The 24,477-nt window shown below is 70.6% G+C and carries 22 protein-coding genes; 10 read left to right on the forward strand and 12 right to left on the reverse strand.

What is annotated here, in order from left to right:
* Positions 1-217 precede the first annotated feature (217 nt).
* The 3 genes from OG210_RS13970 to OG210_RS13980 all read left to right on the forward strand — a co-directional run bounded on the left by OG210_RS13970 (position 218) and on the right by OG210_RS13980 (position 4,501).
* Positions 218-958 (forward strand): ABC transporter ATP-binding protein, encoded by a 741-nt coding sequence (locus OG210_RS13970; protein WP_328329077.1) that lies wholly within the window; start codon positions 218-220, stop codon positions 956-958.
* Positions 955-3,831, forward strand: a complete 2,877-nt coding sequence (locus OG210_RS13975) for an FtsX-like permease family protein (protein WP_371536741.1) — start codon at positions 955-957, stop codon at positions 3,829-3,831. The genes OG210_RS13970 and OG210_RS13975 overlap by 4 nt, the downstream gene beginning before the upstream one ends.
* A gap of 109 nt (positions 3,832-3,940) precedes the next feature.
* Positions 3,941-4,501: a bacterial proteasome activator family protein gene (locus OG210_RS13980; RefSeq protein WP_328335529.1), complete on the forward strand. Its 561-nt coding sequence runs from the start codon at positions 3,941-3,943 to the stop codon at positions 4,499-4,501.
* 286 nt (positions 4,502-4,787) lie between these two features.
* Here OG210_RS13980 and OG210_RS13985 read toward each other — a convergent pair whose 3' ends face one another.
* The 7 genes from OG210_RS13985 to pdhA form a co-directional block, all read right to left on the reverse strand.
* Positions 4,788-5,765 (reverse strand): NAD(P)H-quinone oxidoreductase, encoded by a 978-nt coding sequence (locus OG210_RS13985; RefSeq protein ID WP_371536744.1) that lies wholly within the window; start codon positions 5,763-5,765, stop codon positions 4,788-4,790.
* Between the two features lie 10 nt (positions 5,766-5,775).
* The gene (locus tag OG210_RS13990) at positions 5,776-6,855 is read right to left on the reverse strand and encodes a potassium channel family protein (RefSeq protein WP_328329071.1); all 1,080 of its coding nucleotides are present in this window, start codon (positions 6,853-6,855) and stop codon (positions 5,776-5,778) included.
* Complete coding sequence (locus tag OG210_RS13995; RefSeq protein ID WP_328329069.1) at positions 6,852-8,240, reverse strand: molybdopterin molybdotransferase MoeA; 1,389 nt, start codon at positions 8,238-8,240, stop codon at positions 6,852-6,854. Before OG210_RS13995 ends, OG210_RS13990 begins: the two co-directional genes overlap by 4 nt.
* Positions 8,237-9,097 (reverse strand): NTP transferase domain-containing protein, encoded by an 861-nt coding sequence (locus OG210_RS14000; RefSeq protein WP_328329067.1) that lies wholly within the window; start codon positions 9,095-9,097, stop codon positions 8,237-8,239. The genes OG210_RS13995 and OG210_RS14000 overlap by 4 nt, the downstream gene beginning before the upstream one ends.
* 345 nt (positions 9,098-9,442) lie before the next feature.
* A complete protein-coding gene (locus OG210_RS14005) occupies positions 9,443-10,900 on the reverse strand; it encodes a dihydrolipoamide acetyltransferase family protein (protein WP_371536748.1) in 1,458 nt (485 codons plus the stop codon).
* On the reverse strand, positions 10,900-11,874 hold the full coding sequence (locus OG210_RS14010) for an alpha-ketoacid dehydrogenase subunit beta (protein WP_371540283.1): 975 nt from the start codon (positions 11,872-11,874) through the stop codon (positions 10,900-10,902). Before OG210_RS14010 ends, OG210_RS14005 begins: the two co-directional genes overlap by 1 nt.
* A 26-nt stretch (positions 11,875-11,900) precedes the next feature.
* The gene (pdhA, locus tag OG210_RS14015; protein WP_371536751.1) at positions 11,901-13,019 is read right to left on the reverse strand and encodes a pyruvate dehydrogenase (acetyl-transferring) E1 component subunit alpha; all 1,119 of its coding nucleotides are present in this window, start codon (positions 13,017-13,019) and stop codon (positions 11,901-11,903) included.
* A gap of 151 nt (positions 13,020-13,170) precedes the next feature.
* Here pdhA and OG210_RS14020 point away from each other — a divergent pair, with 151 nt between their 5' ends.
* Positions 13,171-13,692 (forward strand): Lrp/AsnC family transcriptional regulator, encoded by a 522-nt coding sequence (locus OG210_RS14020; protein ID WP_371536754.1) that lies wholly within the window; start codon positions 13,171-13,173, stop codon positions 13,690-13,692.
* Between the two features lie 76 nt (positions 13,693-13,768).
* Here OG210_RS14020 and OG210_RS14025 read toward each other — a convergent pair whose 3' ends face one another.
* A complete protein-coding gene (locus tag OG210_RS14025; protein WP_328329057.1) occupies positions 13,769-14,368 on the reverse strand; it encodes a TetR/AcrR family transcriptional regulator in 600 nt (199 codons plus the stop codon).
* On the reverse strand, positions 14,368-15,900 hold the full coding sequence (locus tag OG210_RS14030; protein WP_328329055.1) for a 3-hydroxyacyl-CoA dehydrogenase: 1,533 nt from the start codon (positions 15,898-15,900) through the stop codon (positions 14,368-14,370). The genes OG210_RS14025 and OG210_RS14030 overlap by 1 nt, the downstream gene beginning before the upstream one ends.
* Before the next feature lie 122 nt (positions 15,901-16,022).
* Between OG210_RS14030 and paaN the strand changes: the two genes are divergently transcribed.
* Positions 16,023-17,696: a phenylacetic acid degradation protein PaaN gene (gene paaN, locus OG210_RS14035; protein WP_371536758.1), complete on the forward strand. Its 1,674-nt coding sequence runs from the start codon at positions 16,023-16,025 to the stop codon at positions 17,694-17,696.
* 173 nt (positions 17,697-17,869) lie between these two features.
* Here the strand turns inward: paaN and OG210_RS14040 are convergent, their stop codons facing one another.
* The 3 genes from OG210_RS14040 to OG210_RS14050 form a co-directional block, all read right to left on the reverse strand.
* The gene (locus tag OG210_RS14040; RefSeq protein ID WP_328335528.1) at positions 17,870-18,466 is read right to left on the reverse strand and encodes a TrmH family RNA methyltransferase; all 597 of its coding nucleotides are present in this window, start codon (positions 18,464-18,466) and stop codon (positions 17,870-17,872) included.
* Positions 18,467-18,621: 155 nt separating this feature from the next.
* Positions 18,622-19,869 (reverse strand): HTTM domain-containing protein, encoded by a 1,248-nt coding sequence (locus OG210_RS14045; protein ID WP_371536760.1) that lies wholly within the window; start codon positions 19,867-19,869, stop codon positions 18,622-18,624.
* Positions 19,866-20,471: a DUF5819 family protein gene (locus OG210_RS14050; protein WP_328329049.1), complete on the reverse strand. Its 606-nt coding sequence runs from the start codon at positions 20,469-20,471 to the stop codon at positions 19,866-19,868. The genes OG210_RS14045 and OG210_RS14050 overlap by 4 nt, the downstream gene beginning before the upstream one ends.
* 357 nt (positions 20,472-20,828) lie before the next feature.
* On the opposite strand from OG210_RS14050, the gene paaA reads away from it, so the two are divergent.
* From paaA to OG210_RS14075, 5 genes are read left to right on the forward strand one after another with little or no spacing between them, the layout of a single operon-like run.
* Positions 20,829-21,881: a 1,2-phenylacetyl-CoA epoxidase subunit PaaA gene (paaA, locus tag OG210_RS14055; protein WP_328329047.1), complete on the forward strand. Its 1,053-nt coding sequence runs from the start codon at positions 20,829-20,831 to the stop codon at positions 21,879-21,881.
* Positions 21,878-22,189 carry a 1,2-phenylacetyl-CoA epoxidase subunit PaaB gene (gene paaB / locus OG210_RS14060; protein WP_328329045.1) on the forward strand — a complete coding sequence of 104 codons (312 nt, stop codon included), beginning with the start codon at positions 21,878-21,880 and terminating at the stop codon, positions 22,187-22,189. The genes paaA and paaB overlap by 4 nt, the downstream gene beginning before the upstream one ends.
* On the forward strand, positions 22,186-22,887 hold the full coding sequence (gene paaC / locus OG210_RS14065; protein ID WP_328329043.1) for a 1,2-phenylacetyl-CoA epoxidase subunit PaaC: 702 nt from the start codon (positions 22,186-22,188) through the stop codon (positions 22,885-22,887). Before paaB ends, paaC begins: the two co-directional genes overlap by 4 nt.
* The gene (paaD, locus tag OG210_RS14070; protein WP_328329041.1) at positions 22,881-23,366 is read left to right on the forward strand and encodes a 1,2-phenylacetyl-CoA epoxidase subunit PaaD; all 486 of its coding nucleotides are present in this window, start codon (positions 22,881-22,883) and stop codon (positions 23,364-23,366) included. The genes paaC and paaD overlap by 7 nt, the downstream gene beginning before the upstream one ends.
* On the forward strand, positions 23,367-24,437 hold the full coding sequence (locus tag OG210_RS14075) for a 2Fe-2S iron-sulfur cluster-binding protein (RefSeq protein ID WP_371536765.1): 1,071 nt from the start codon (positions 23,367-23,369) through the stop codon (positions 24,435-24,437).
* Positions 24,438-24,477: the final 40 nt, after the last annotated feature.

Genomic DNA, 24,477 nt, shown 5'->3' on the forward strand with positions numbered 1-24,477 from the left:
GGAACGGGCAAGCCCGTTCGGGCAGCCGTCAGGTCCGTTCAGGAAGGCGACAGAACCGTTCGGGCACCGGACCGGGCCGACCGGGCACAGGAGCAGGCACAACCGGGCATGTACCCGACCCGTACAGCCACTTGCCATTCCGGTCCGGGCAACTGCCCGACCCGGGCGACCACTTGCCACCCAGCCGACCGATCACCCGTACCCAGGGGGGACACCCATGCCCGCGCAGTCCACCGCACCACCCGTACTGGAACTCAGGAACCTCACCCGTACCCACGGCACCGGAGTGGCCGAGGTGCACGCCCTCCGCGGTGTGAACCTCACCGTCCGGGCGGGTGAACTCGTCGCCGTCATGGGCCCGTCGGGCTCCGGCAAGTCCACCCTGCTCACGCTGGCCGGCGGCCTGGACACCGCGAGCACCGGGCAGGTGATCATCGAGGGCCAGGACATCGCCACCCTCAACCGCAGGCAGCTCGCCGCCCTGCGCCGCCGCAGCGTCGGGTACGTCTTCCAGGACTACAACCTCATCCCCGCGCTCACCGCCGCCGAGAACATCGCCCTGCCCCGCGAGCTGGACGGCATATCCGTACGCAAGGCCCGCAAGGAGGCCAGGGAGGCGCTCAGCGGGATGAAGCTGGCCGAGGTTGCCGACCGATTCCCGGACGAGATGTCAGGCGGCCAGCAGCAGCGCGTGGCCATCGCCCGCGCCCTGGTCGGCGACCGGCGGCTCGTACTCGCCGACGAACCGACCGGCGCCCTGGACTCCGAGACCGGCGAGGCGGTGCTGGCCCTGCTGCGCACCCGCTGCGACGCGGGCGCGGCCGGTGTCATGGTCACCCATGAACCCCGGTACGCGGCCTGGGCCGACCGGGTGGTGTTCCTGCGGGACGGTTCGGTCGTCGACCAGACGCTCAGCGCGGACGCCGATTCGCTGCTCGCCGCCGAGGGCGCCAAGTGAACGTGTTCACGGGCTGGCGCGCGGCCCTCCGTATCGCCCGCAGGGACGCCCTCCGCGCCAAGGGCCGCAGCGCCCTGGTCGTCGCCATGATCGCGCTGCCGGTGCTGGGCGTCACGGCGGCGGACATCACGTACCGCAGTTCGGTCCCGACGCGTGCGGAGAAATTGACCTCCGTGATGGGCGCGGCCGACGCGCTGTTCAGCGATGCGGGCATGGGTGGCGGCCCGATCGAGCAGATGCCGGAGGCCGACTCGTACCAGCAGGCCGACGCGGAGGGCAAGGGCGCATCCGGCGTGCAGGCCGGACAGCAGACCACTCCGCCGGACCTGAAAGCCGCGCTTCCCCACGGGGCGCGCGCCCTCACCCGGCAGACCGTGCTGTCAACCGTCACCACCAAGTACGGCATCAAGACCACTGATGTCACCGAACTGGACACATCGGACCCGCTGGTCAGCGGAATGATCAAGCTGGTGCGCGGCACGTACCCGAAGACGGACAGCGACATCGTCGCCAACGACGGCTTCCTCAAGTCGGCCGGGCTGCACGTCGGTTCGCACACCACGGTCCGGGGCGTCGACAAGACCTTCACGATCACCGGCGCCGTCGAGGTGCCCGCCAGTCTGAAGGACAGCTTCCTGTACGTGCGGCCGGGCGCCCTCATCAAGCCCTGGCAGCGGGCGGCTGCCGCCGACCACACCGTCACGCCGCCCAGCCCCGGCGGCCGGTCGCTGTTCGTCAAGGCCGCCGGAGCCTCGGGGGTGAGCTGGCAGGACGTCCTCGCGGCCAACAAGCACGGCGTACTGGTCGAGTCCCGCAGCGTCGTCCTCGACCCGCCGCCGGACTCCGAGGTCCCGATGGCGTCCCACATCAGGGGCACGGAGACGGGCCACGGACTCGAACTGACCGCGGCGCTCGCGACCGTCGTCGCCATGGCGATGCTGGAGATCGTGCTGCTGGCGGGTCCGGCCTTCGCGGTCGGTGCGCGCCGCTCACGCCGTCAGCTCGGCCTGGTCGGCACCTGCGGCGGCGACCGGCGGCACATCCGCGCCGTGGTGCTCGCCGGGGGAGCGGTGCTGGGCGGTGCGGGCGCGATCGCCGGTACCGCCGCGGGTCTCGCTCTGACGGTCGCGCTGCGCCCGGTGATCGAGGGGTGGTCGGGCAAGCGGTTCGGCAGCCTCGCGATCCACCCCGTGGATCTGGTGGGTATCGCGGCGATCGGCCTGGTCACCGGTGTACTGGCGGCGCTGGTACCGGCCGTCGTGGCGGGCCGGCAGCCGGTCATCGAATCGCTCACGGGCCGGCGCGGAGTGCGCCGCTCCTCACGGGTGATGCCGGTGCTCGGGACCGTCGCCATCGTGCTCGGGGGCGCGGTGGCCGTCGTGGGCGGGCTCAAGGGCCGCGCGGTGCCCGTCGCCGGCGGTTCGGTCGTCGCCGAACTGGGCGTCCTCGCCTGCATCCCGGTGATCGTGGGCTCGCTCGGGCGGCTGGGCCGCTTCCTCCCGCTCGCCCCGCGGCTCGCCCTGCGCGACGCGGCCCGCAACCGGGGCCGTACGGCACCCGCCGTCGCTGCGGTGATGGCCGCGGTCGCGGGCACCGTCGCCGTCGCGACGTACACCGCGAGCACTCAGGCTGAGCAGGCGTACAACGTCCATCTCTCGCTGCCGGCCGGCGTCGTAGCGATCAACGCCGACACCTACGCGGCGAACGCGGACCCGGCGAGGGCGCTGGAACTGGCCCGCGGGCTCGCCCGGCGCGACCTGCCGGTGCAGGGCGCGCCCGCGACCATCAGCCGGGTGTGGGCGGGCAGCGACTGCAACAGGTTCCCCGACGCGGACGCCGACGCCTGCGGCTCGTTCACCATGGCCAAGCCGAAGGCCAGCATCTGCCCGCTGCAGGCTCCCGGCGGCAAGGATCTGGCAGCCAGGCTCTCCCCGGCCGGGCACAAGCAGCTGATGAACTCGCCAAGGTGCAAGGACGCGGAGTACGCCGACGACAACTTCGGCAATGAGTCGCAGATCGTCGTCGGTGACAGCGCGACACTGCGTGTCTACGCCGGTCTGAAGGACCCGGCCGCCGCCAGGGCGCTGGCCGCAGGCACCCCTGTACTGCTCAACAACGCGTACGCCGGGCCGGACGGCAAGGTCACCCTGAGGGCAGTCCACCGCTACGCCGCCGAGGACAAGGCGAACCGCCGACGGCACCCGGGAAAGGCCAGGACGACCGTCAGCCACCTCACGGTCTACCGGGCTGCCGACCGGTACGCGGCCACCCCCGGGATCCGCATGATCATGCCGCAGGCCACCGCCGACCGCCTCGGACTGCACACGGGGCCGGTATCCGCCGTCTACCGGGTCGCGCACCCGCCGACCGACGCGGAGAAGCAGCGCTTCAACGACGGGATGTCGCAGGCCGGAAACGGTGCCTACTTCTGGCAGAACGAGAGGCCGGAACCCGACGACACCACCATGCTGATCCTCGCGCTGTTCTCGGGCGTGGTGACGCTGGGCGCGGCCGCCATCACCACGGGCCTGGCGAAGGCCGACGCGGAGGCCGACCTGACGACCCTGAGCGCGATCGGCGCCCCGCCCGGCGTACGGCGCACACTCAGCGGCTTCCAGTGCGCGGTGGTCGCGGGAACGGGCGTGCTGCTCGGGACCGCGGCGGGTGCGATGCCCGCGGTCGCGGTGCGGCTCACGGACCTCAAGCGGGCGCTGGACCAGATGCGGGCGCACCCGATGGACTCCGCGTACACACCGATCGTGCTGCCGTGGGAGACCATCGGCATCCTCGCCGTGGCGGTACCGGTCCTGGCCGGTCTGCTGGCCGCGGGATTCACCCGGTCCCGTCTGGTCCTGGCCCGGCGGGCAGGCTGACGTGGCGGGCAGGCTGACGTGGCGGGCAGGCTGACGTGGCGCGCGCGGTGGATCAACCCGGATCGGGGGTACAACCCCTCATGGAGTACGTGTGCGAGACAATGGCGGCATGGAGATGCCGAGGAGTGAACGGTCGGAACAGCCGGAGGAGCACCCCAAGGTCCTCATCGTGGGACAGGACGGGATGGCGCTCGGCGGCGGGGCCGCCGGTGACGACGAGTCGCGCGAGGTCCCAGTGACAGAAATGGTGGAACAGCCCGCCAAGGTCATGCGCATCGGCAGCATGATCAAACAGCTTCTGGAGGAGGTCAGGGCAGCCCCTCTCGACGAGGCGAGCCGGGTCCGTCTCAAGGACATCCACGCCTCGTCCGTGAAGGAGCTGGAGGACGGCCTGGCCCCTGAGCTGGTGGAAGAGCTGGAACGCCTCTCGCTGCCGTTCACCAACGAGGCCATCCCGTCGGAGGCGGAACTGCGCATCGCGCAGGCACAGTTGGTGGGCTGGCTGGAAGGTCTGTTCCACGGCATCCAGACGGCGCTGTTCGCCCAGCAGATGGCAGCGAGGGCCCAACTGGAGCAGATGCGCCGGGCGCTTCCCCCGGGCGCGGGCGGCCAGGAGGAAGAGGACACGGACGGCGGCCACGGAGCGATCCGCTCAGGCCCGTACCTCTGATCCGGTCCGCACCTCTTGCGATCGCCCTGCCCGCACCTCTCTGAATCCCGCTGTACGCCTCTTTGACCTTTCACCGAACCGAACAGCGTCACCGAACCGAACAGCCCCGAGGCCCGGCCCCCGCAGCAGTGAGCGGGGGGCCGGGCCTCGGGGCTGTGAACCTCTTTTCCGGTCCTGCGGGCGGTAGGAGACCGGAAGAGCCTTTCCGGGCCCCACACCCGCAGCAGACCAGCAGAACCATTCCGGGCCCTACACCCGCAGCAGACCAGCAGAACCTCTCCGGGCCCTACGCCTGCAGCAGGACCTTCCCCACGTGCACCCCGGAATCCAGCACCCGGTGTCCCTCCGCAGCGAGAGCCATCGGCAGCACCTGGTCCACCACGGGCTGCACCCGGCCGCCGGAAATCAGCGGCCAGACATGCTCACGGACCGCGGCCACGATCGCCGCCTTCTCGCCCAGTGGCCGTGCCCGCAACGACGTGGCAGTGACGGCGCCCCGCTTCCCCAGCAGCACCGCGAGGTTCAACTCGCCCTTCACACCGCCCTGCATACCGATCACCGCGAGCCGCCCGCTGGTCGCCAGCGCCTCCACGTTCCGGTCCAGGTACTTCGCGCCGACGATGTCGAGGATGACGTCGGCCCCGGCCCCGCCGGTCGCCTTCCGGATCTCCTCGACGAAGTCCTGCTCGCGGTAGTTGATCAGTACGTCGACGCCCAACTCCGCACAGCGGGCCAGCTTCTCGGGGCTGCCCGCGGTCACGGCGACCCGGGCGCCCACCGCCTTGCCCAACTGGATCGCCATCGTGCCGATCCCGCTGGACCCGCCGTGCACCAGAAGCATCTCGCCGGGCCGCAGATGGGCGACCATGAACACGTTCGACCAGACGGTGCAGGTGACTTCCGGCAGCCCCGCTGCCGTGACGAGATCGATCCCGTCCGGTACCGGCAGCAACTGCCCCACCGGTACGGCGACTCTCTCCGCGTATCCGCCGCCGCTCAGCAGCGCACACACCTCGTCGCCGACGGCCCACCCGGAGACCCCGGGCCCGAGGGCCGTGATCCGCCCGGAGCATTCCAGGCCGGGGTACGGCGACGCCCCGGGAGGCGGGTTGTAGAAGCCCTGGCGTTGCAGTACATCAGCGCGGTTGACGGCGGACGCCACGACCTCGACGAGGACTTCGCCCTCGCCGGGGACGGGGTCGGGCACTTCGGCCCAGACAAGCGCCTCGGGACCGCCGGGTTCGGGGATCGTGATCGCATGCATGATCGCGAGGCTACTCCGCACCGGCTCCGGCTGCCTTGGGGGAGACCCGGACAATCGCGATCACCCGGTCGGTGAGCTGAAGCGGACTGGCTTCGGGGTCGTCGTACCCGATCAGCCGGTGACCGCGCTTCACGGTGACGACCAGATCCTCCGCGTCCCGGACGCTCCGTCCCACCTCGGCCTTTATGACCGGCCGCTCGACCAGGTCGAGCCCGCTGCCCTGCTGGATCAGATCCTCCATCACGGTTCCCGCGCTCGGGCTGAGCACGGAGAGGCCGAGCAGCCGCCCCGCCGCACTGGCGCTCGTGATCACCGCGTCAGCCCCGGACTGGCGCAGCAGCGGAGCGTTCTCCTCCTCACGCACCGCGGCGACGATCTTCGCCCCGCGGTTGAGCTGCCGCGCGGTCAGCGTGACCAGTACGGCGGTGTCGTCACGCTGGGTGGCGATGACGATCTGCCGGGCGCGCTGCAACTCGGCGCGGAGCAGTACATCGCTGCGGGTCGCATCGCCGATAACGCCCGCGAAGCCCTCCGCGTTGGCGGCCTCGATGACCTTGTTGTTGGGGTCGACGACGACGATCTGCTCCCGCTTCAGGCCGGTCGCACACAGCGTCTGCATCGCGGAGCGGCCCTTCGTACCGAATCCGATGACGACGGTGTGGTCACGCAAGCGGAGCCTCCAGCGGTTCAGCCGCCACTCCTCCCGGGTGCGCTCGGTGAGCACTTCGAGAGTGGTGCCGACCAGGATGATCAGGAAGAGCACGCGCAGCGGCGTGACAACGAGGATGTTGGTGAGCCTGGCACCGTCGCTGTACGGGACGATGTCGCCGTAACCCGTGGTGGAGAGGGTGACTGTGGCGTAGTAGAAGGAGTCGAGCAGGTCGACCTTGCTGTCGGCGTTGTCGTGGTAACCATCGCGGTCGAACCAGACGATGAGCGCCGTCACCGCCAGCACCAGCAGCGCGATCAGGACCCGCCTGCCGACCTGCCGGAGGGGCCGCTCGACCACCCGGCGGGGCAGTTTCACCCGGCGGGTGACCAGCTTCTCCCCCACCTGCCGGTCGAGGGCATCATGACCGGGCAGTTTCACGTGAAACACTCCTCCGCCCACGGGAGATCGAGGATCTCCAGCAACTGGCCGACTCGCGCGCCTCCGGACGGTACGACGGCGAGCCCGTCCGCCGCGGCGATACCGCGGAGCATCGCCGGCCCATGGAAATGCAGCGGAACCACCTCGTCGGTCCGGTGCACCACTGGCACGAGCCGGGTGTCGTACGGGTGGCCGTGCACCTCTTCGCTCACGGGCATGGCATAAGCCTCCGGGGCGGCGCGGCCGGCGAGCCCGCGCAGCAGCGGATCGGCGAGCGTCAGCAGACCGGATACGGCGGCCAGCGGGTTCCCGGGCAGTCCGACGAGATGGCGTCCGTCGGCCAGCCGGGCAAGCAGCATCGGATGGCCGGGGCGCACGGCGACGCTGTCGACCAGCAGCTCGGCACCGAGCTTGTGGAGGATCGGATGGACATGGTCGACGGGCCCGGCGGCGGTGCCCCCGGTGGTGATGACCAGATCGGCCCCGGAGCCCGTGACGGCTTGCCGGAGAGCGTCGGCGTCGTCACCGAGACGCCGTGTGGCCAGGACATCGGCGCCGAGCGTCCGCAGCCAGGGGCCGATCATCGGCCCCAGAGCGTCCCGGATCAGCCCGTCGTGCGGGAGCCCGTCGGCCAGCAACTCGTCGCCGAGCACCAGTACTTCCACCCGGGGACGGGGGAGGACCGGCAGCTCGTCGTAGCCGGCCGCAGCCGCCAGACCGAGCACCGCGGGGGTCACCAGTCCCCCGGTCGGCAGAAGCTGGTCGCCGGTGCGGCACTCCTGCCCCCGGGGCCTGATGTCCTGCCCGGTGACGACTTGGCGCTGCGCGTGCAGCTGTCCGGTGCGGTCGTCCGTCCTGGCGTGTTCGGTTCGGACGACGGCGGTCGCGTCGCGCGGAATCCGGGCGCCGGTGGCGATCCGTACGGCATCGCCGTCGGCGAGCTGCCCCGTCCCGGCGTGACCGGCGAGGACATCGTCCCGGTCGCTGATCCGCCACGGCCCCGGCCCGGAGACCGCCCAGCCGTCCATGGCCGAGGTGTCGAAGGACGGCAGATCGGTGAGCGCGGTCAGCGGTCCGGCGAGGATCAGACCCAGCGCCCGGTCCAGCGGCGCCCGCCGCGCGGACACGGGGACCGCACGTCCCGCCCTCGCCGCACGGGCGCGGGCATCGGCCCAGGACGCGGCGCGGTGCTTCTCCGCTGCGGCGGGCGGCTGTCCGGGCTGCGTCCCCGACTGCTTCCCGGTCTGCTGTCCGGACTGGTTCCCGGTCTGCTGCCCCGTCTCGGCGTGGTGGTTCTCCGATGCGGCGGGCGGCGGCACGGCCGGTGGCTCCCTGCGGACCAGCGCCAGCGCTTCGTCGAGGTCGCGGTCCTGCTGTCCGGTCATCCGGCCTCGGTCCCCTTGGCCTCTCCGGCCTCGTCAGCCCACCGGTTGGCGAGCGCGGCGGCCTTGCGCGCGGCCGCGGCGACAGCCTCGGGCCCGTCCTGTTCCGCCTTCGCCGCGGCATAGCCGACGAGAAAGGTCGTCAGCGGCGCGGCCGGCCTGGCCACGCCGTGTGCGGCATCGCGGGCCAGGTCGAGGAGGACGCCGGTGTCGACATCCAGCTCGATGCCCAGCTCGGCCTTGACTGCGGTGATCCATTCATCAAGCACGTACCCATGCTCCCTGATGTGGGCCCGCGCCGACGCCACGGCCTGCCAGGTGTCGCAGTCGAACGAGGCCAGGGGGTCCGCCGTGATCCTGGCGAGGTCGAGTCCGGCGGTGAGCAGCCGCAGGGGCAGCCCGGCGAGCGAACCGTGCTCGGCGGCGAGAAGCGCGAGTCCGCGACGCAGTGCGTCGGTGCGGTAGGCGGCGACGAGCGGCTGGTCCCGGCCACCCGGATCGGTGAGCAACACCCCTTCGTGGGGCCCCGATTCGAGGGCACCGAGCAGCGCCGGCACCGTGGCCTCCCCCAGAAACGGCAGGTCGGCGGAGAGTACGAGCACGGCTCCGGCCGACACTCCGCGCACCCCGGCTCCCAGCGCCGCCAGCGGCCCGCCACCGGGCGGCTCCTCGCGGGCCCAGACCACGGGCCGTACGGTCTCCCGCCGCCCCCCGACCACAACGGTGGTCCCGGCCCCGCGGCAGGCCCCGAGCACCCGGTCGAGCAGCGTCAGCCCTCCGACGGTGAGGCCTGGCTTGTCGGCACCACCGAGCCGCTTGGCAGCCCCTCCGGCGAGCACCACGGCGTCATACAAGGTCATCCCGCGAGTATGGGCCGCGGCAGAGCTCTACGGAATGGCGCCGCTACATCCAGCAGAGACATCAAAGCCGAGACACCCAGCCAAGACATCCACCCGTGACACCCACACAACGATCGCGCAGGCGTGGCGGGGAGTCCGGTGCACCGGACTCCAGCGGCCACCGGGACCGCCGCAGTGCCCCGCCCAGGGGCTTGCCACACCGGGACCGCCGCAGTGCCCCGTCCAGGGGCTGCCACGCTGCCCACCATCCACCGCACGGCAGGCCGACCGGCTCCGCACCGGGTCCGCACCGGGTCCGCACCGGGTCCGCCACGGTGGCCCACCGGGCTCCGCCGCCCTGCCCGCCTAGACCCCCCGCAGCAGCACCGCCGGCTGCTCCACGCAGTCCGCCACGTACCGGAGGAAGCCTCCCGCCGTCCCGCCGTCGCACACCCTGTGGTCGAACGTGAGGGACAGCTGCACCACCTGCCGTACAGCAAGCTCCCCCTCGTGGACCCAGGGCTTGGGCACGATCCTGCCGACGCCCAGCATCGCGGCCTCGGGGTGGTTGATGATCGGTGTGGAGCCGTCGACTCCGAACACCCCGTAGTTGTTCAGCGTGAATGTGCCTCCCGCCAGCTCCGCCGGGGTCAGCGCCCCGCTCCTGGCCGCCTCCGTCAGCCGTATGAACTCCTCGTTGAGCGACTCCGTGGTGCGCCCGTCGGCCTCACGTACCACCGGCACCACCAGCCCGCGCTCCGTCTGCGCGGCGAAACCCAGATGGACCGACGGCAGGCGCACGATCTCCCGCGCCTCCATGTCCACCGTCGAGTTCAGCTCGGGAAAACGCGCCAGGGCCGCCGTGCAGACCCGGGCCAGCAGCGCCAGCACCGAGATCTTCGGAACGGCCGGTCCGGCCGCCGCATTCATAGCCGCCCGCGCGGCCATCAGCGCGGTGGCATCCGCGTCGACCCAGCACGTCGCATCGGGTATCTCGCGACGGCTGCGCGCGAGCTTTTCCGCGACGGCACCACGCATCCCCCGCAACGGAACCCGGCTCCCCGCCGCCGCAGCAGTCGCAGTCGCAGTCGCAGTCGCTGAGATCGGCGCAGCCACGGCCGTCACCGGTTCCGAGGCCCGGCCCGCATCCACCGGTGCGGCCCTGCCGGTCCCGTCGGCCGCAGGTGTACGTATCGCCTGCTCCACATCGGAGCGCAGAATCAGTCCGTCCGGCCCGCTGCCCGCCAGCTCCCTCAGATCCACCCCGTGTTCGCGCGCCAGCCGCCGCACCAGCGGAGAGATCACCGGAACAGGACCGGCCCGGAGCGCGGGCTGCGGGACCGGACCCGTGCGGGTGCCACCAGTCACCCGGACACGCCGCCGCCGCGCGACCACCGCACCGCCCGTCCCGTACCCCACGAGCACGTTCCCCGACGAGTCGTCATCAGCCCCCGAAGCCCCCGCGGAGTCGCCGGCACCGGCAGCACCCGTACCGCTGACACCACTGGCACCACTCGCGCTGCGCCCGGTATCCGCACCCACCTCCGGACCCACCGTCACCGTCAGCAGTGGGGAACCGACCGGCAGTTCGGCGCCCTCCTCGCCGAACCGGGCCGTCACCATGCCGGCGTACGGACACGGCACCTCTACCAGCGCCTTCGCCGTCTCGACCTCGACGACCGGCTGGTCGACGGCGACGACATCGCCGATCTCCACCAGCCACCGCACGATCTCGGCCTCGGTCAGCCCTTCCCCGAGGTCCGGCAGCTTGAATTCCAGGCAGTTCACATCAGAGGCACCAGAGGCACCAGAAGCAATGGCCATCAGCTCTGCGCCTCCCACTGCAATCGTGCGACCGCGTCCAACACCCGGTCCACACCGGGCAGATGGTGCCGCTCCAGCATGGGCGGCGGATACGGGATGTCGAACCCGGCGACCCGCAGCACCGGCGCCTCCAGGTGGTGGAAGCAGCGCTCCGTCACCCGGGCGGCGATCTCCCCGCCCGGCCCGCCGAATCCGGTCGACTCATGGACGACGACCGCCCGGCCAGTGCGCCGCACCGAAGCGCACACCGTCTCGTCGTCGAACGGCACCAGCGAGCGCAGATCCACGACCTCCAGGTCCCAGCCCTCGTCCCGAGCGGCCTCCGCCGCCTCCAGACAGACCGGAACCGAGGGCCCGTACGTCAGAAGAGTGGCGCTGCTGCCCGCGCGCCGGACCACGGCCCGGCCTATCGGCTCCACGGCGGCAGGCGCGTCCGGCGACCACTCGGCCTTCGACCAGTAGAGCCGCTTCGGCTCCAGGAAGATGACCGGGTCGTCGGAGGCGATGGCCGCGCGCAGCAGCCCGTAAGCGTCGGGGACCGTGGACGGTGTGACGACATGGAGCCCCGGAGTCGCCATGTAGTACGCCTCCGACGAGTCGCTGTGGTGCTCGACCCCGCCGATCCCGCCGCCGTACGGCACCCGCACCACGATCGGCATCGGCAGCGCGCCCCGGGTGCGGTTGCGCATCCGCGACACATGGCTGACGAGCTGCTCGAACGCCGGGTAGGCGAAGGCGTCGAACTGCATCTCCACCACAGGCCGCAGCCCGTACATCGCCATACCGACCGCCGCCCCGAGAATGCCTGCCTCGGCGAGCGGAGTGTCCGTACAGCGGTCCTCGCCGAACTCCTTCGCGAGTCCGTCGGTCACCCGGAACACCCCCCCGAGTGTCCCGACATCCTCCCCCATGACATGCACGGTGGGGTCCTCGGCCATCGCGTCGCGCATCGCCCTCTGCAGTGCCTGCGCCATCGTGGCCGGCTTCACCGCGACTGTGGTCACCGTCCGGCCTCCGCTTCCAGCTCGGCGCGCAGCTGCTCCGACTGCTCGCGCAGCTGCGGCGTCGGCGCGTCATAGATCTGCGCGAAGAGGTCCATGGGGTCGAGCAGCGGGTCGGCGTTCATCCGTCCGCGGAGATCCGCTGCCATCGACTCGGCGGCCTCGGTGGCCGCGTTCCTGCGCTCCTCGTCGAGCAGCCCGCGCCCGGTCAGCTCGCGCTCCAGGAGCCGGACCGGATCGTGTGCCCGCCAGGCCTCCACTTCGGCGTCCGCGCGATATCGGGTGGCGTCGTCGGCGTTCGTATGCGCCTCCACCCGGTAGGTCACCGCTTCGATCAGCGTCGGGCCACCGCCGGTCCGAGCCCGCCGGACCGCTTCGGAGAGCACCTGGTGCATGGCCGCCGCGTCGTTCCCGTCGACGAGCCGGCCCGGCATTCCGTATCCCACCGCCTTGTGGGCCAGGGAGGGGGCCGCGGTCTGCTTGGCGAGGGGCACGGAGATCGCGAAACCGTTGTTCTGCACGAGGAAGACGACGGGGGCGCGCCACACAGCGGCGAAGTTAAGTGCCTCGTGGAAGTCGCCCTCGCTGGTCCCTCCGTCACCGACCATCGCAAGCGCGACCACGTCATCCCCGGCCAGACGGGCGGCGTGCGCCAGGCCGACCGCGTGCGGAAGCTGGGTGGCGAGTGGTGTGGACAGCGGGGCGATACGGCGCTCACGCGGGTCGTACCCGGTGTGCCAGTCGCCGCGCAGCAGCGTCAGAGCGTCCACCGGGTCCAGTCCGCGCGCCACGGCCGCCAGGGTGTCCCGGTAGCTGGGGAAGAGCCAGTCCCGTTCCTCCAGGACCAGTGCGGCGGCCACCTCGGACGCCTCCTGACCGGTGGACGACGGGTAGACGGCGAGCCTGCCCTGCTTGGTGAGGGCCGTCGCCTGCGTGTTGAACCGCCTCCCGTGCACCAGGGCGTCGTACAGCCGGAGCAGCAGCTCCCTGTCGAACCCGGCGGCAGCTTCCGTACCGAGCACCCGGTACGGCTCCGGGTCCGGGAGCAGCGGCGCGGGGTCGGTACGGATCTTCCATGCCGGGTAGGCAGTAGCACCGGGCAGCTCTTGGACCGTCATGCCAGACACCTCCTCATGGGAGCGGGAGGGCGCACCGTCGAGTGATGCGCCTCACCTACCGATTGTTCGGTCGAAAGCGCATTTTGGCTACTGACCCCCTCAGCCTGTGGACAAACGGTTCTCCACAGCCTGGGATAGGAGCAAGCCGTCCATGGTAGAGAGGTGGGGGCAGGTGGCAGCTGAACAAATGGCCGACGAGGGCGGGCGTCCTCCCGCGCGCCCGCTGGACGCCATCGACCGCGACATCCTGCGGATCCTGCAGCAGGACGGCCGCGCGTCGATACGGTCCGTCTCCGACCGCGTCCATGTGTCGCGCGCCAATGCGTACGCCCGCATCAACCGGCTGATCGAGGACGGCGTCATCCGCGGGTTCAGCGCCCGGGTCGACCACGAGCGCGCAGGCCAGGGGTCGTCCGCCTACATCACGCTCAAGATCGTCCAGAACTCCTGGCGCACGGTCCGCCAGCAGCTCACCGAGCTGCCGGGCACCGCTCACATCGCGCTGGTCAGCGGCGATTTCGATGTGCTTCTGCTGGTGCACAGCGCCGACAACAGGGCACTGCGTGAGCTCGTGCTGACGAAGATCCAGGCGATCCCCGAAGTGCTCTCGACCCGGACTCTGCTGGTCTTCGAAGAGACGGATCTGGATCCGGCCAAGCCATCGGACGGGTGAAACCGGGCCCGGGAGCCGGGGCTCGACACGGCCGCCCCGCCCCGCCCCCGTCCCCGTTCTGCCCAGTCGCGCCCCGTCAGTGGGAGGGAGCCGTGCGCAGCCCTTCGAACGCCAGCTGTACGACGGTCTCCGCCAGCTGGTCCGCGTCCGGACCCGCGCCCGGTGCCGGGCGGACCCACTCGACCAGCGAGTTGATCATCCCGAAGAGCAGCCGGGTCGCCAGCCGGATGTCCACGTCGGAGCGGAGATCGCCCTCGGACACCGCCGCCTTCAGCAGATCGGCCACCCGCTGGTCGAACTCCCGGCGCCGTTCCATCGCCCAGCGCTCGGTCTTCGTGTTGCCGCGTACCCGCAACAGGAGCGTCACATAGGGGAGTTCCGCCATCAGCACGTCGACCGTACGGCGCGTGACGTACTCGACCTGCTGAATCGCGCGCCCCCGCGCCGCCCCCGGCTCGTCCAGAACGCCGAAGAGCCCGTCTATGGCGCGGCTGACCGCGCGCCGCAACAGCTCCTCCTTGCCCGTGACATGGTGGTAGATCGAGGACTTGGAGATGCCCGCGGCCCTGGAGAGGTGCTCCATGGACGTGCCGTCGTAGCCGCGCTCGTTGAAGATCCGCACGGCGACCGTCAACAGGGTCTCCGGTGTGTACGTGTCCCGCTTGGGGGTACTCATCAGACCGTCCCGCCCTTCTCCGGATGGACGTACGACTGCCGGTACAGCGCCAGCGACGGCGCATAGCGGCCGCTGGGCACGCGCGCGTGGAGCTCGTCGAGCAGTTCGTGCGCCCAGGCACGGCCGAGCCTGCGGCCCCATTCGACCGGTCCCAGCGGGTAGTTCACACCGAGCCGCATCGCCGTGTCGATGTCCTGCGCGGATGCGACGCCTCTGGCCAGGGCGTCCGCCGCCAGGTCCACCATCATCGCGACCGTACGGGCGACGATCATGCCGGGGACGTCCCCGATGACGCTGACCTTCTTACCGAGGCGCTGGAAGAGGCCGATGGACTGGCGCAGCGTCTCCCAACCGGTGACCTCGGACGCCGACAGCGCGATGCGAGTGGCGGACCGGTAGTCGAGCGCCAGGTCGAAGTAGACGACGTCGCGGAACTCGGCGGACGTCTGCCCGTCGGCGAGCACCAGCTGGCCCCCGCTGGGCAGCACGATCCTGCACCCCGCGTCCTCCTCGTCCTCGCGCACCGCGATCCCCGCCTCGCGGGCCATCGCGACCAGTTCGGCCGCGGGCCCGAGATCGCCTTCCACCGTGATCCCGGACGGGGCCTCGGTGGCCGGGGCCGTGTGCGGCTCGGGCCTGACCGCATCCTCCCCGTACGCGTACCAGCCGCGGCCGCTCTTCCTGCCCAGCCGCCCGGACTCCACCAGCCGCTGCTGCGCCAGCGAAGGACGGAATTTGGGGTCCTGGAAGAACGACTCCCAGACAGAGCGGGTGACCGCTTCGTTGACGTCCTGGCCGATCAGGTCGGTCAGCTCGAAGGGGCCCATCCGGAAGCCGCCCGACTCCCTGAGCACCGCGTCGATGGTGGCCGGGTCGGCGCCCCGCTCCTCGTGCACCGCGAAGGCCTCGGCGTAGAAGGGGCGGGCGATGCGGTTGACGATGAAGCCGGGGGTGTCGGTGCAGCGGACCGGGGTCTTGCCCCAGGCCTTCGCCGTCGCCGAGGCGCGTGCCGCGCTCGATTCGTCGGTGGCGAAGCCGCTGACGACCTCGACAAGAGGGAGCAGCGGCGCCGGGTTGAAGAAGTGCATCCCGACGAAACGGCCGGGGTGCCTCAGCGCGCCCGCGATGGCGGTCACCGAGAGGGACGAGGTGTTGGTCGCGAGCAGGCAGTCCTCGGTGACGATCTCCTCGAGAGTGGTGAAGAGTTCCTGTTTGACCGGGAGTTGTTCGAGGATCGCCTCGATCACGAGCGCGGCGTCGGCGAGCTCGGCCGGATCCGCGGCGGGCAGCAGCCGGCCCCGTGCGGCGTCCCGCTCCGGCGCGGCCATGCGCCCCTTCTCGACCAGCCGGTCCAGCCGGGCGGTGATGGCTTCGGCGGCCTTCTCCGCGCGGCCCGGCAGCGCGTCGTAGAGGCGCACCGGGTGCCCGGCGACCAGGGCGACCTGGGCTATGCCCTGGCCCATGGTGCCAGTGCCGACGACTGCGACGGTACGGCTCGGCGCCAGGGCGGGAAGGTGTGCGGTGGCGGTCATGGGGCGATCTTCCCGTACTGAGTTATCCACAGTCTGCGCGGACCCCCTTGTCCCGACCGATCGTTCGGTTACTCTAACTCTGTCCACCTGTCCTGCGCAGCTCGACGAGGAGTTGTCCCGCGATGCAGCTGACCGAGCTGTCCCAGACCCATCGGCCCACGCTCGACCAGGCCCTCGAAGCGATCCGTACGCGTGCGTACTGGACGCCCCACCCCGAGCACCCCAAGGCCTACAGCGGTGACGGCAAGGCCGCCTTCGACGCCCTGCTCGGCGGGCGCATCGATCTGGGCCAGCCAGGCACCGACGACTGGACGGGCGGCGAAGTATCGCCGTACGGAGTCGAGTTGGGCATCACCTATCCGCACCCCGACCTGGACGTCCTGCTGCCCGCGATGAGTGCGGGCACGGCGGCGTGGCGCGCGGCCGGCCCCGAGGCCAGAGCCGTGGTCTGCCTGGAGATCCTGGCGCGGATCAGCGCCCGTACTCCGGAATTCGCCCACGCGGTCATGCACACCAGTGGCCAGGCGTTCATGATGGCCTTCCAGGCGGGCGGGCCGCACGCCCAGGACCGCGGCCTGGAGGCCGTGGCATACGCCTACGCCGAGCAGGTCAGGACCCCGTCGTCGGCCGACTGGTCCAAGCCGCAGGGCAAGCGCGACCCACTGGAACTGCGGAAGTCCTTCACGGCGGTGGGCCGCGGTATCTCCTTGCTGATCGGCTGCAACACCTTCCCCACCTGGAACGGCTATCCGGGCCTGTTCGCCTCCCTGGCCACCGGGAACCCGGTCCTGGTGAAGCCGCACCCACGCGCGGTGCTGCCGCTCGCCCTCACCGTCCAGGTGGCCCGCGAAGTCCTCTCCGAGGCCGGGTTCGACGCCAATCTGGTCGCGCTGGCCGCCGAACGGCCCGGCGAGGGGATCGCCAAGTCCCTCGCTGTCCGCCCGGAGATCAGGATCATCGACTACACCGGTTCGACCGCCTTCGGCGACTGGCTGGAGGCCAACGCTTGCCAGGCGCAGGTCTACACGGAGAAGGCCGGGGTCAACACGGTCGTCGTCGACTCCACGGACGACTACAAGGGCATGCTCTCCAATCTGGCCTTCTCGCTCTCCCTGTACAGCGGCCAGATGTGCACCACCCCGCAGAACCTGCTGATCCCGGCCGACGGCATCACCACGGACGCGGGCCCCAAGACGTACGACGAGGTGGTCGCCGACCTCGCAGCGGCAGTGGGAGGGCTCCTCGGCGACGATGCCCGGGCGAACGCGTTGCTGGGCGCGCTGGTCAACCCTGATGTCCGGGACCGCCTCGAAGCGGCTGCGGATCTCGGTGAAGTGGCCCTCGCGTCACGGGAGATCACCCACCCCGACTTCCCGGACGCCGTGGTCCGTACGCCGGCGATCGTCAAGCTGGACGGCGCGCGGAAGCACTGGGACACGGCGGAGGCCGACGCGGCCTATCTCTCCGAGTGCTTCGGGCCTGTCTCGTTCGCGGTGGCCGTCGAATCGACCAGGTCCGCACTCGACCTGCTCCGCCGCACGGTCCGCGACAAGGGAGCGATGACGGTGGGCGCGTACACCACGTCGACCGAGGTGGAGCAGGCCGTGGAGGAGGTCTGCCTGGAGGAGTGCGCCCAGCTCTCGCTGAATCTGACGGGCGGCGTCTACGTCAACCAGACCGCGGCCTTCTCGGACTTCCACGGCTCCGGTGGTAATCCGGCGGCGAACGCGGCGCTGTGTGACGGGGCGTTCGTGGCCAACAGGTTCCGGATGGTGGAGGTCCGCCGCCAGGCGTGAGGCACCGGGGCAGCGCCGGCCCTGCGGCCCGGGGTCTCCGACGCGGGACTCCGGGCGTGCGGGCCGGGGCTTGCCCCGGGCCCGCGGCTGTCCGGGCCGTACGCGGCAGGCGGCAGGCGGCAGGCGGCAGGCGGCAGGCGGCTCGAGCCTGTCCCGGTACGCGGTGGGCGCGCTCAGTCGATCTGTGCGTACCGCTGCACCCAGGCATGCATGGCGATAGCGGCGGCCGCACCCGCGTTGATCGACCTCGTCGAGCCGAACTGCGCGATCGAGCACACCCGCTGCGCGTGCTTCCGTGCCTCTTCGGTGAGCCCGGGGCCCTCCTGCCCGAACAGCAGCACACACCGTCGCGGCAGCTCGGTCCGCTCCAGTGGCACCGCGCCCGGCAGGTTGTCGATCCCGATGATCGGCAGGCCCTCGGCCGCAGCCCACGCGGTGAGCGACTCCGTGTCCGGGTGGTGACGCACATGCTGGTAGCGGTCGGTCACCATGGCCCCCCGCCGGTTCCAGCGCCGCCGCCCCACGATGTGGATCTCCTTGGCGAGAAAGGCGTTGGCGGTACGGACGACGGATCCGATGTTGAAGTCGTGGCCCCAGTTCTCGACGGCGACATGGAAGTCGTGGCGCCTGGTGTCCAGGTCCGCGACGATCGCCTCTCGTGTCCAGTACCGGTAGGCGTCGACCACGTTGCGGCGGTCCCCTGCGGCGAGCAGTTCCTGGTCGTACTGCGCACCCTCCGGCCACGGCAGGGGGTGCGGCCCGACACCGATTTCGGGCGCGAAGGCGTCGTCGTACTGCGCCGGCTCACCGGAATGCGCCGACTGCGCGGGCGCATCCGGCGTTCCGGGCTCTCCGGGTACTTCAGGCGCTTCGCGCTCTACGCGTACTTCGGACGCTTCAGGTGCTTCGGGGGAGGGCTCGCTGGTCACCCCACGAGCGTACAGGGCTGCTCGCCCTGCTCCCCCTCGGCCGGACGCCGCCCGCCCGCCGGCCCCTTCCGCGCAGCTGCGCGCGTTCGGGCGGTCAGCATCGCCGCGCGGCCGCCCAGCCAGAGCAGAAAACCGGTCGGCAGGAAGACCGCGTCCGCCGTGATCATCGCCATCGAGAAGAACGGCAGCCCCAGCAGTACCGCGATACCGACGTGCTCCAGGATCATCGCGACCAGCAGTACGTTCTTGACGCGCCGGTTGAAGAGGGTGAAGGGGAAGGCCACCTGCACGATGACCGTGCCGTACGTCAGCAGCATCACCATCACGCCGCTGGTGGCGAGCAGCGAGGACAGTCCGGGCCAGGGCGAGAAGTAGTGCAGATGGAGCGGGTAGTACAGGGCCGTGCCGTCCTCCCAGCGGGAGCCCTGGATCTTGTACCAACCGGCCGTCGAGTAGATCAGACAGACCTCGGCCATGATCACGACGAGGCCGGCGTTGTGCGCGAGGTTGGCGACCACGTCGAGGAAGGTGCGGGGCTCACCCGACGCGTTCCGGCACACCACCCACCACAGGCCCTGGACCAGCCACATCGCCCAGAAGATCAGTTCCCAGCCGCCACTCGTCTTCCCGAGCAGTGTGACGACGACGAGTGCGATACCAAGCACGGACCAGAGCAGGGGGCCGACCCGGTCCCGGGACGGCTCGGGGGCGGAAGCGCTACTGGTGCCGTCAGCCTGCGCGGCGCGGGCCGCGCGGCGCGCATCCAGCGACCAGACCTGGGAACAGCGCGTCACCAGCAGATAGATCGCCATGATGTGGACGACGTTGTCACCGCCGTCGCCCACGAAGATGGACCGGTTCTGCAGTGACAACACACCGATCATGAACAGCGCGGAGGCGAAGCGCGTGTGCCAGCCGAGCAGCAGCAGCACGCTGGACAGCACGGCAACGGCGTAGACCACCTCGAACCACGCCGCGGAGTCCGACCACATCAGCACGGTAAACGCGTGATTGCCGGCGGTGAGCTGCTTCGCCATGCCCCAGTCCCACGGGGCGTGCGGCCCGTACAGCTCATGGCGGTGCGGCAGCTCCCGCAGAAGGAAGAGCAGCCAGGTGGTGGAGAACCCGATCCTGATCACGGCGCTCTGATAGCGGCCCAGCGGGGCTTCGGTGATGCGCTGGATTCCGCGCGCGATCTTGCTGCTGACGTCGCTGAGGTTGGGGGTGTTGCTGGCTGAGCTCACCGGTCTCCCTCTGTACGGTCCGCAGGGACAACCGCCCACCAGGGCAGGACCCGGTAGGAGACCCGTGTGTCGATCTTCTCCTGACTCCACGGGGGAGCCTTCACCGAAGACGTCGCCGAGCGGACCTGTATCCGCTCGACCGAGGAACCGCTCTGCTGCCCTTCGCTCATCCGCATGACGACGATGCGGCGGATGTACCGCTCGGACAGGTCGCCCCGCATCCCGATCGGCTGGTTGGCGTTGTTGTGCGAGCCGGTGAAGAAGTCCCAGGCGCGACGGAGCTCGTTCTGGTCGACGTGGCTGGGGAGGATGTTGTGGTGGAGGGATGCCCCGTCCTCGGCCGACAGATCGGTCCAGCCGGTGGTGGTGATTCCGCCGCTCTTCGTCCGTATCTCGGCACGGGCCTGAACGTCGATGTTCTGCTGTAGCGGATTGGGGGCGAAGAGCTTCCAGTTCTGCTCGAACTCGGGATAGATCCAGTCATTCACCGCCTTGCCGTACTGCTCGCTCACGGTGTTCGACGGCGCGACGTGCAGAAAGACCATCGAGAGGTGGACGGCGGTCAGCACCCCGATCAGCCCGAGCGCGATGGCAGCGGCCACCTGGTACGGAAAGGAGAGCGCGAGGATCCCGCGGGGTGCCCCGGCGGCTCCACGGGACTCGTGAGCCTCGCGGGGCCCGGGAGCGTCTGGGGGACCAGGTGCGTTCAGGGGGCCAGGTGCGTCCGGGGGACCAGGTACGTCCAAAAGCTCGGGAGCGTCCAGAGGCCCTCGTGGCGGGGGTGGTGCTCCTGGCCCGCTCGTTCCGGGCTCCCCACTGTCGTACGAATCCATCCCGCCCCGATCCCCTTTGGTGCCCGCCGGTCTTCAGGCCAGTTATCCACAGGGTTGACACCCTAAGGGCCCTCGCCTCACCATTGAAGTCCATGAACCGAACGATCGGTCGGTAGGGGGCACGCGATGGCGACAGTGGCGTACGGGACGGACGGGGCATCACGGCCCTCGGCGGCCTCGGGCCTTTCAGCGACGCCCGGGGCCGGGCCCGAGGAGACGAAGCAGGCCGCCTTCGACGCAGCTGTGGCCGCGGACGAGCGCATCGAGCCACGGGACTGGATGCCTGACGGGTACCGCGCCTCCCTCGTCCGCCAGATGGCCCAGCACGCCCACTCCGAAATCATCGGAATGCAGCCCGAGGCAAACTGGATCACCCGAGCCCCCTCTCTGCGCCGAAAAGCGATCCTGATGGCGAAGGTCCAGGACGAGGCAGGACACGGCCTGTATCTGTACAGCGCGGCCGAGACCCTCGGCACGGGCCGCGAAGAGCTGCTCGACAAGCTCCACTCCGGGCGGCAGAAATACTCGTCGATCTTCAACTACCCGACGCTGACCTGGGCTGATGTCGGCGCGGTCGGCTGGCTTGTGGACGGCGCGGCGATCACCAACCAGGTGCCGCTCTGCCGCTGCTCCTACGGTCCGTACGCCCGGGCCATGGTCCGGGTCTGCAAGGAGGAGTCCTTCCACCAGCGCCAGGGCTTCGAGCTGCTGCTCACCCTCAGCCGCGGCACACCGGAGCAGCACGCGATGGCCCAGGACGCCGTGGACCGCTGGTGGTGGCCGTCGCTGATGATGTTCGGCCCGCCGGACGACGAGTCCGCGCACTCCGCGCAGTCCATGGCCTGGAAGATCAAGCGGCACTCGAACGACGAGCTGCGCCAGCGTTTCGTGGACATCTGCGTACCCCAGGCCAAGGCCTTGGGGCTCACCCTTCCCGACCCCGATATCCGGTGGAACGAGGAGCGGGGCCAGCACGACTTCGGCAGCATCGACTGGACCGAGTTCAAGGAAATCCTCAAGGGCAACGGCCCCTGCAACGAACAGCGGATCACCCAGCGGCGCCGAGCCCACGAAGAGGGCGCCTGGGTCAGGGAGGCGGCGACCGCGTACGCCTCGAAGACGGCAGCCGGCTCGGCGAAGAGCGCCGGCGCAGCAGAGCAAGGGAAGGCGCGCGCATGACCGCCACATCCGAGAACAGCCCGGCTGCCGGGGACTGGCCGCTGTGGGAAGTGTTCGTGCGCTCGCGGCGCGGGCTGGCCCACACGCACTGCGGCAGCCTGCACGCTCCGGACGCGGAGATGGCCCTGCACCACGCCCGCGATCTCTACACCCGCCGGAACGAAGGCGTCTCGATCTGGGTGGTTCCCTCCACCGCTGTCACCGCATCTTCGCCCGACGAGAAGGACTCGTTCTTCGAACCGGCCGGCGACAAGCCCTACCGGCACCCCACGTTCTACGAGATCCCGGAAGGGGTGCAGCACCTATGACAGCGGCTCTCGCCCTCGGCGACGACGCACTGGTCCTCTCCCACCGGCTGGGCGAGTGGGCGGGTCACGCGCCGGTACTGGAGGAGGAGGTGGCCCTCGCCAATATCGCTCTCGACCTGCTGGGGCAGGCGCGGGTGCTGCTCTCCCTGGTGGGGGACGAGGACGATCTGGCGTATCTCCGCGAGGAGCGCGCCTTCCGCAACCTCCAGCTCGTCGAGCAGGAGAACGGCGACTTCGCGCACACCATCGCCCGCCAGCTCTTCTTCTCCACCTACCAGCACCTGCTGTACGACCGGCTGGCCGCCGGGGACGGGCCGCTCGCTCCGCTCGCCGCCAAGGCGGTCAAGGAGGTCGCCTACCACCAGGACCATGCCGAGCAGTGGACGCTGCGCCTCGGCGACGGGACAGCCGAGAGCCATGAGCGGATGCAGCGGGGGGTGGACGCGCTGTGGCGCTTCACCGGCGAGATGTTCCAGCCGGTCGAAGGCTTGGATATCGACTGGGCCGGCCTGGCGGACAGTTGGTCCAGCTCCGTGACGGAGCTGCTGGCGCGGGCCACGCTGTCCGTACCGACCGGGGCGCAGACCGGGGCCTGGTCGGCGGGGGCGGGCAGGCAGGGCCTGCACACCGAACCGTTCGGGCGGATGCTCGCCGAGATGCAGCACCTGCACCGCAGCCACCCGGGGGCGACATGGTGACCACCACACCTCTCGAAGCGGAACTGCGCCGGCTCGCCGGAGCCGTTCCCGACCCCGAACTCCCGGTCGTGACACTGGAGGAGCTCGGAGTGCTGCGCGGTCTGGAGATCGTCGGCCCCGGCCGGGTCGCGGTCGAGCTCACCCCGACCTACACGGGCTGCCCTGCCATCGAGTCGATGGCCTCCGACATCGAACGGGTCCTCCATGAACACGGCATACCCGACGTCTCGGTGCGCACAGTGCTGTCACCGGCCTGGTCGACGGACGACATCAGCGCGGAGGGCCGGCGCAAACTGGCCGAGTTCGGGGTAGCTCCCCCGCGCCCGACCGGTCCAGTCGCCCTTGCCCTGGCCATCCGCTGCCCCCACTGCGGATCGACCGACACCGAACTGCTGAGCCGGTTCTCCTCCACGGCCTGCAAGGCGCTGCGGCGCTGCGCCTCCTGCCACGAACCCTTCGACCACTTCAAGGAGTTGTAGATGTTCCATCCGCTCCGGGTCAGCGCGGTCGAACAGCTCACGGACGACGCCGTGGCCATCACCTTCGCCATCCTTCCTGAGCTGCGTGAGACGTTCCGCCACACACCTGGCCAGCATGTGGCCCTGCGCCGCATCGTGGGTGGTGCGGAGATCCGCCGTACGTACTCGATCTGCACCCCGGCAGCCGGAGCCACCGAACAACCGGTCGTGCGGGTGGGGGTGCGGCTGGTGGAGGGCGGCGAGTTCTCCACGTACGCGCTCAAGGAGCTGAGCGTCGGGGACACCGTCGAAGTCATGGAGCCGATGGGCCGCTTCTCCTTCGAGCCGCGCCCGGGCAGGTTCGTCGCGATCGTGGGAGGCAGCGGCATCACACCGGTGCTCTCCATCGCGGCGACACTGCTGGCCCGAGAACCGGATGCGCGGTTCTGTCTGATACGCAGCGACCGCACCGCGGCCTCCACGATGTTCCTCGACGAGGTCGCCGATCTGAAGGACCGCTGGCCGGACCGCTTCCAGCTGGTGACCGCGCTCTCCCGGGAGGAGCAGCAGTCCGGTCTGCCATCGGGCCGGCTCGACGAGGAGCGGCTGACGGGGCTACTGCCGGAACTTCTGCCGGTCGCGGACGTGGACGGCTGGTTTCTGTGCGGCCCGTTCGGTCTGGTCCAGGGCGCGGAACGTGCACTGCACGGGCTCGGGGTGGCCAGGACCCGTATCCATCAGGAAATCTTCCATGTCGATGACGGCACCTCCACCGCCACAGCACCCACCGGGCCGGCGTCGGCGGCCGCTCCGGCGCACAGCACGCTGACCGCGACTCTCGACGGCCGCTCTGGTACCTGGCCGGTGCGGGACGGGGATTCGCTTCTCGAAACGGTCCTGCGGAGCCGTTCCGACGCGCCGTATGCCTGCAAGGGCGGGGTGTGCGGGACGTGCAGGGCGTTCCTGGTCTCGGGTGAGGTGCGGATGGACCGCAACTACGCGCTGGAGCCGGAGGAGACCGAAGCGGGTTATGTGCTGGCCTGCCAGTCGCACCCGCTGACGCCGGAAGTGGAGCTGGATTTCGACCGCTGAAGCAATCCCGATCCCTGCGTCACCGGTGTTCCGCATCACG

This window comes from Streptomyces sp. NBC_00466, assembly GCF_041433995.1.
Lineage (GTDB): Bacteria > Actinomycetota > Actinomycetes > Streptomycetales > Streptomycetaceae > Streptomyces.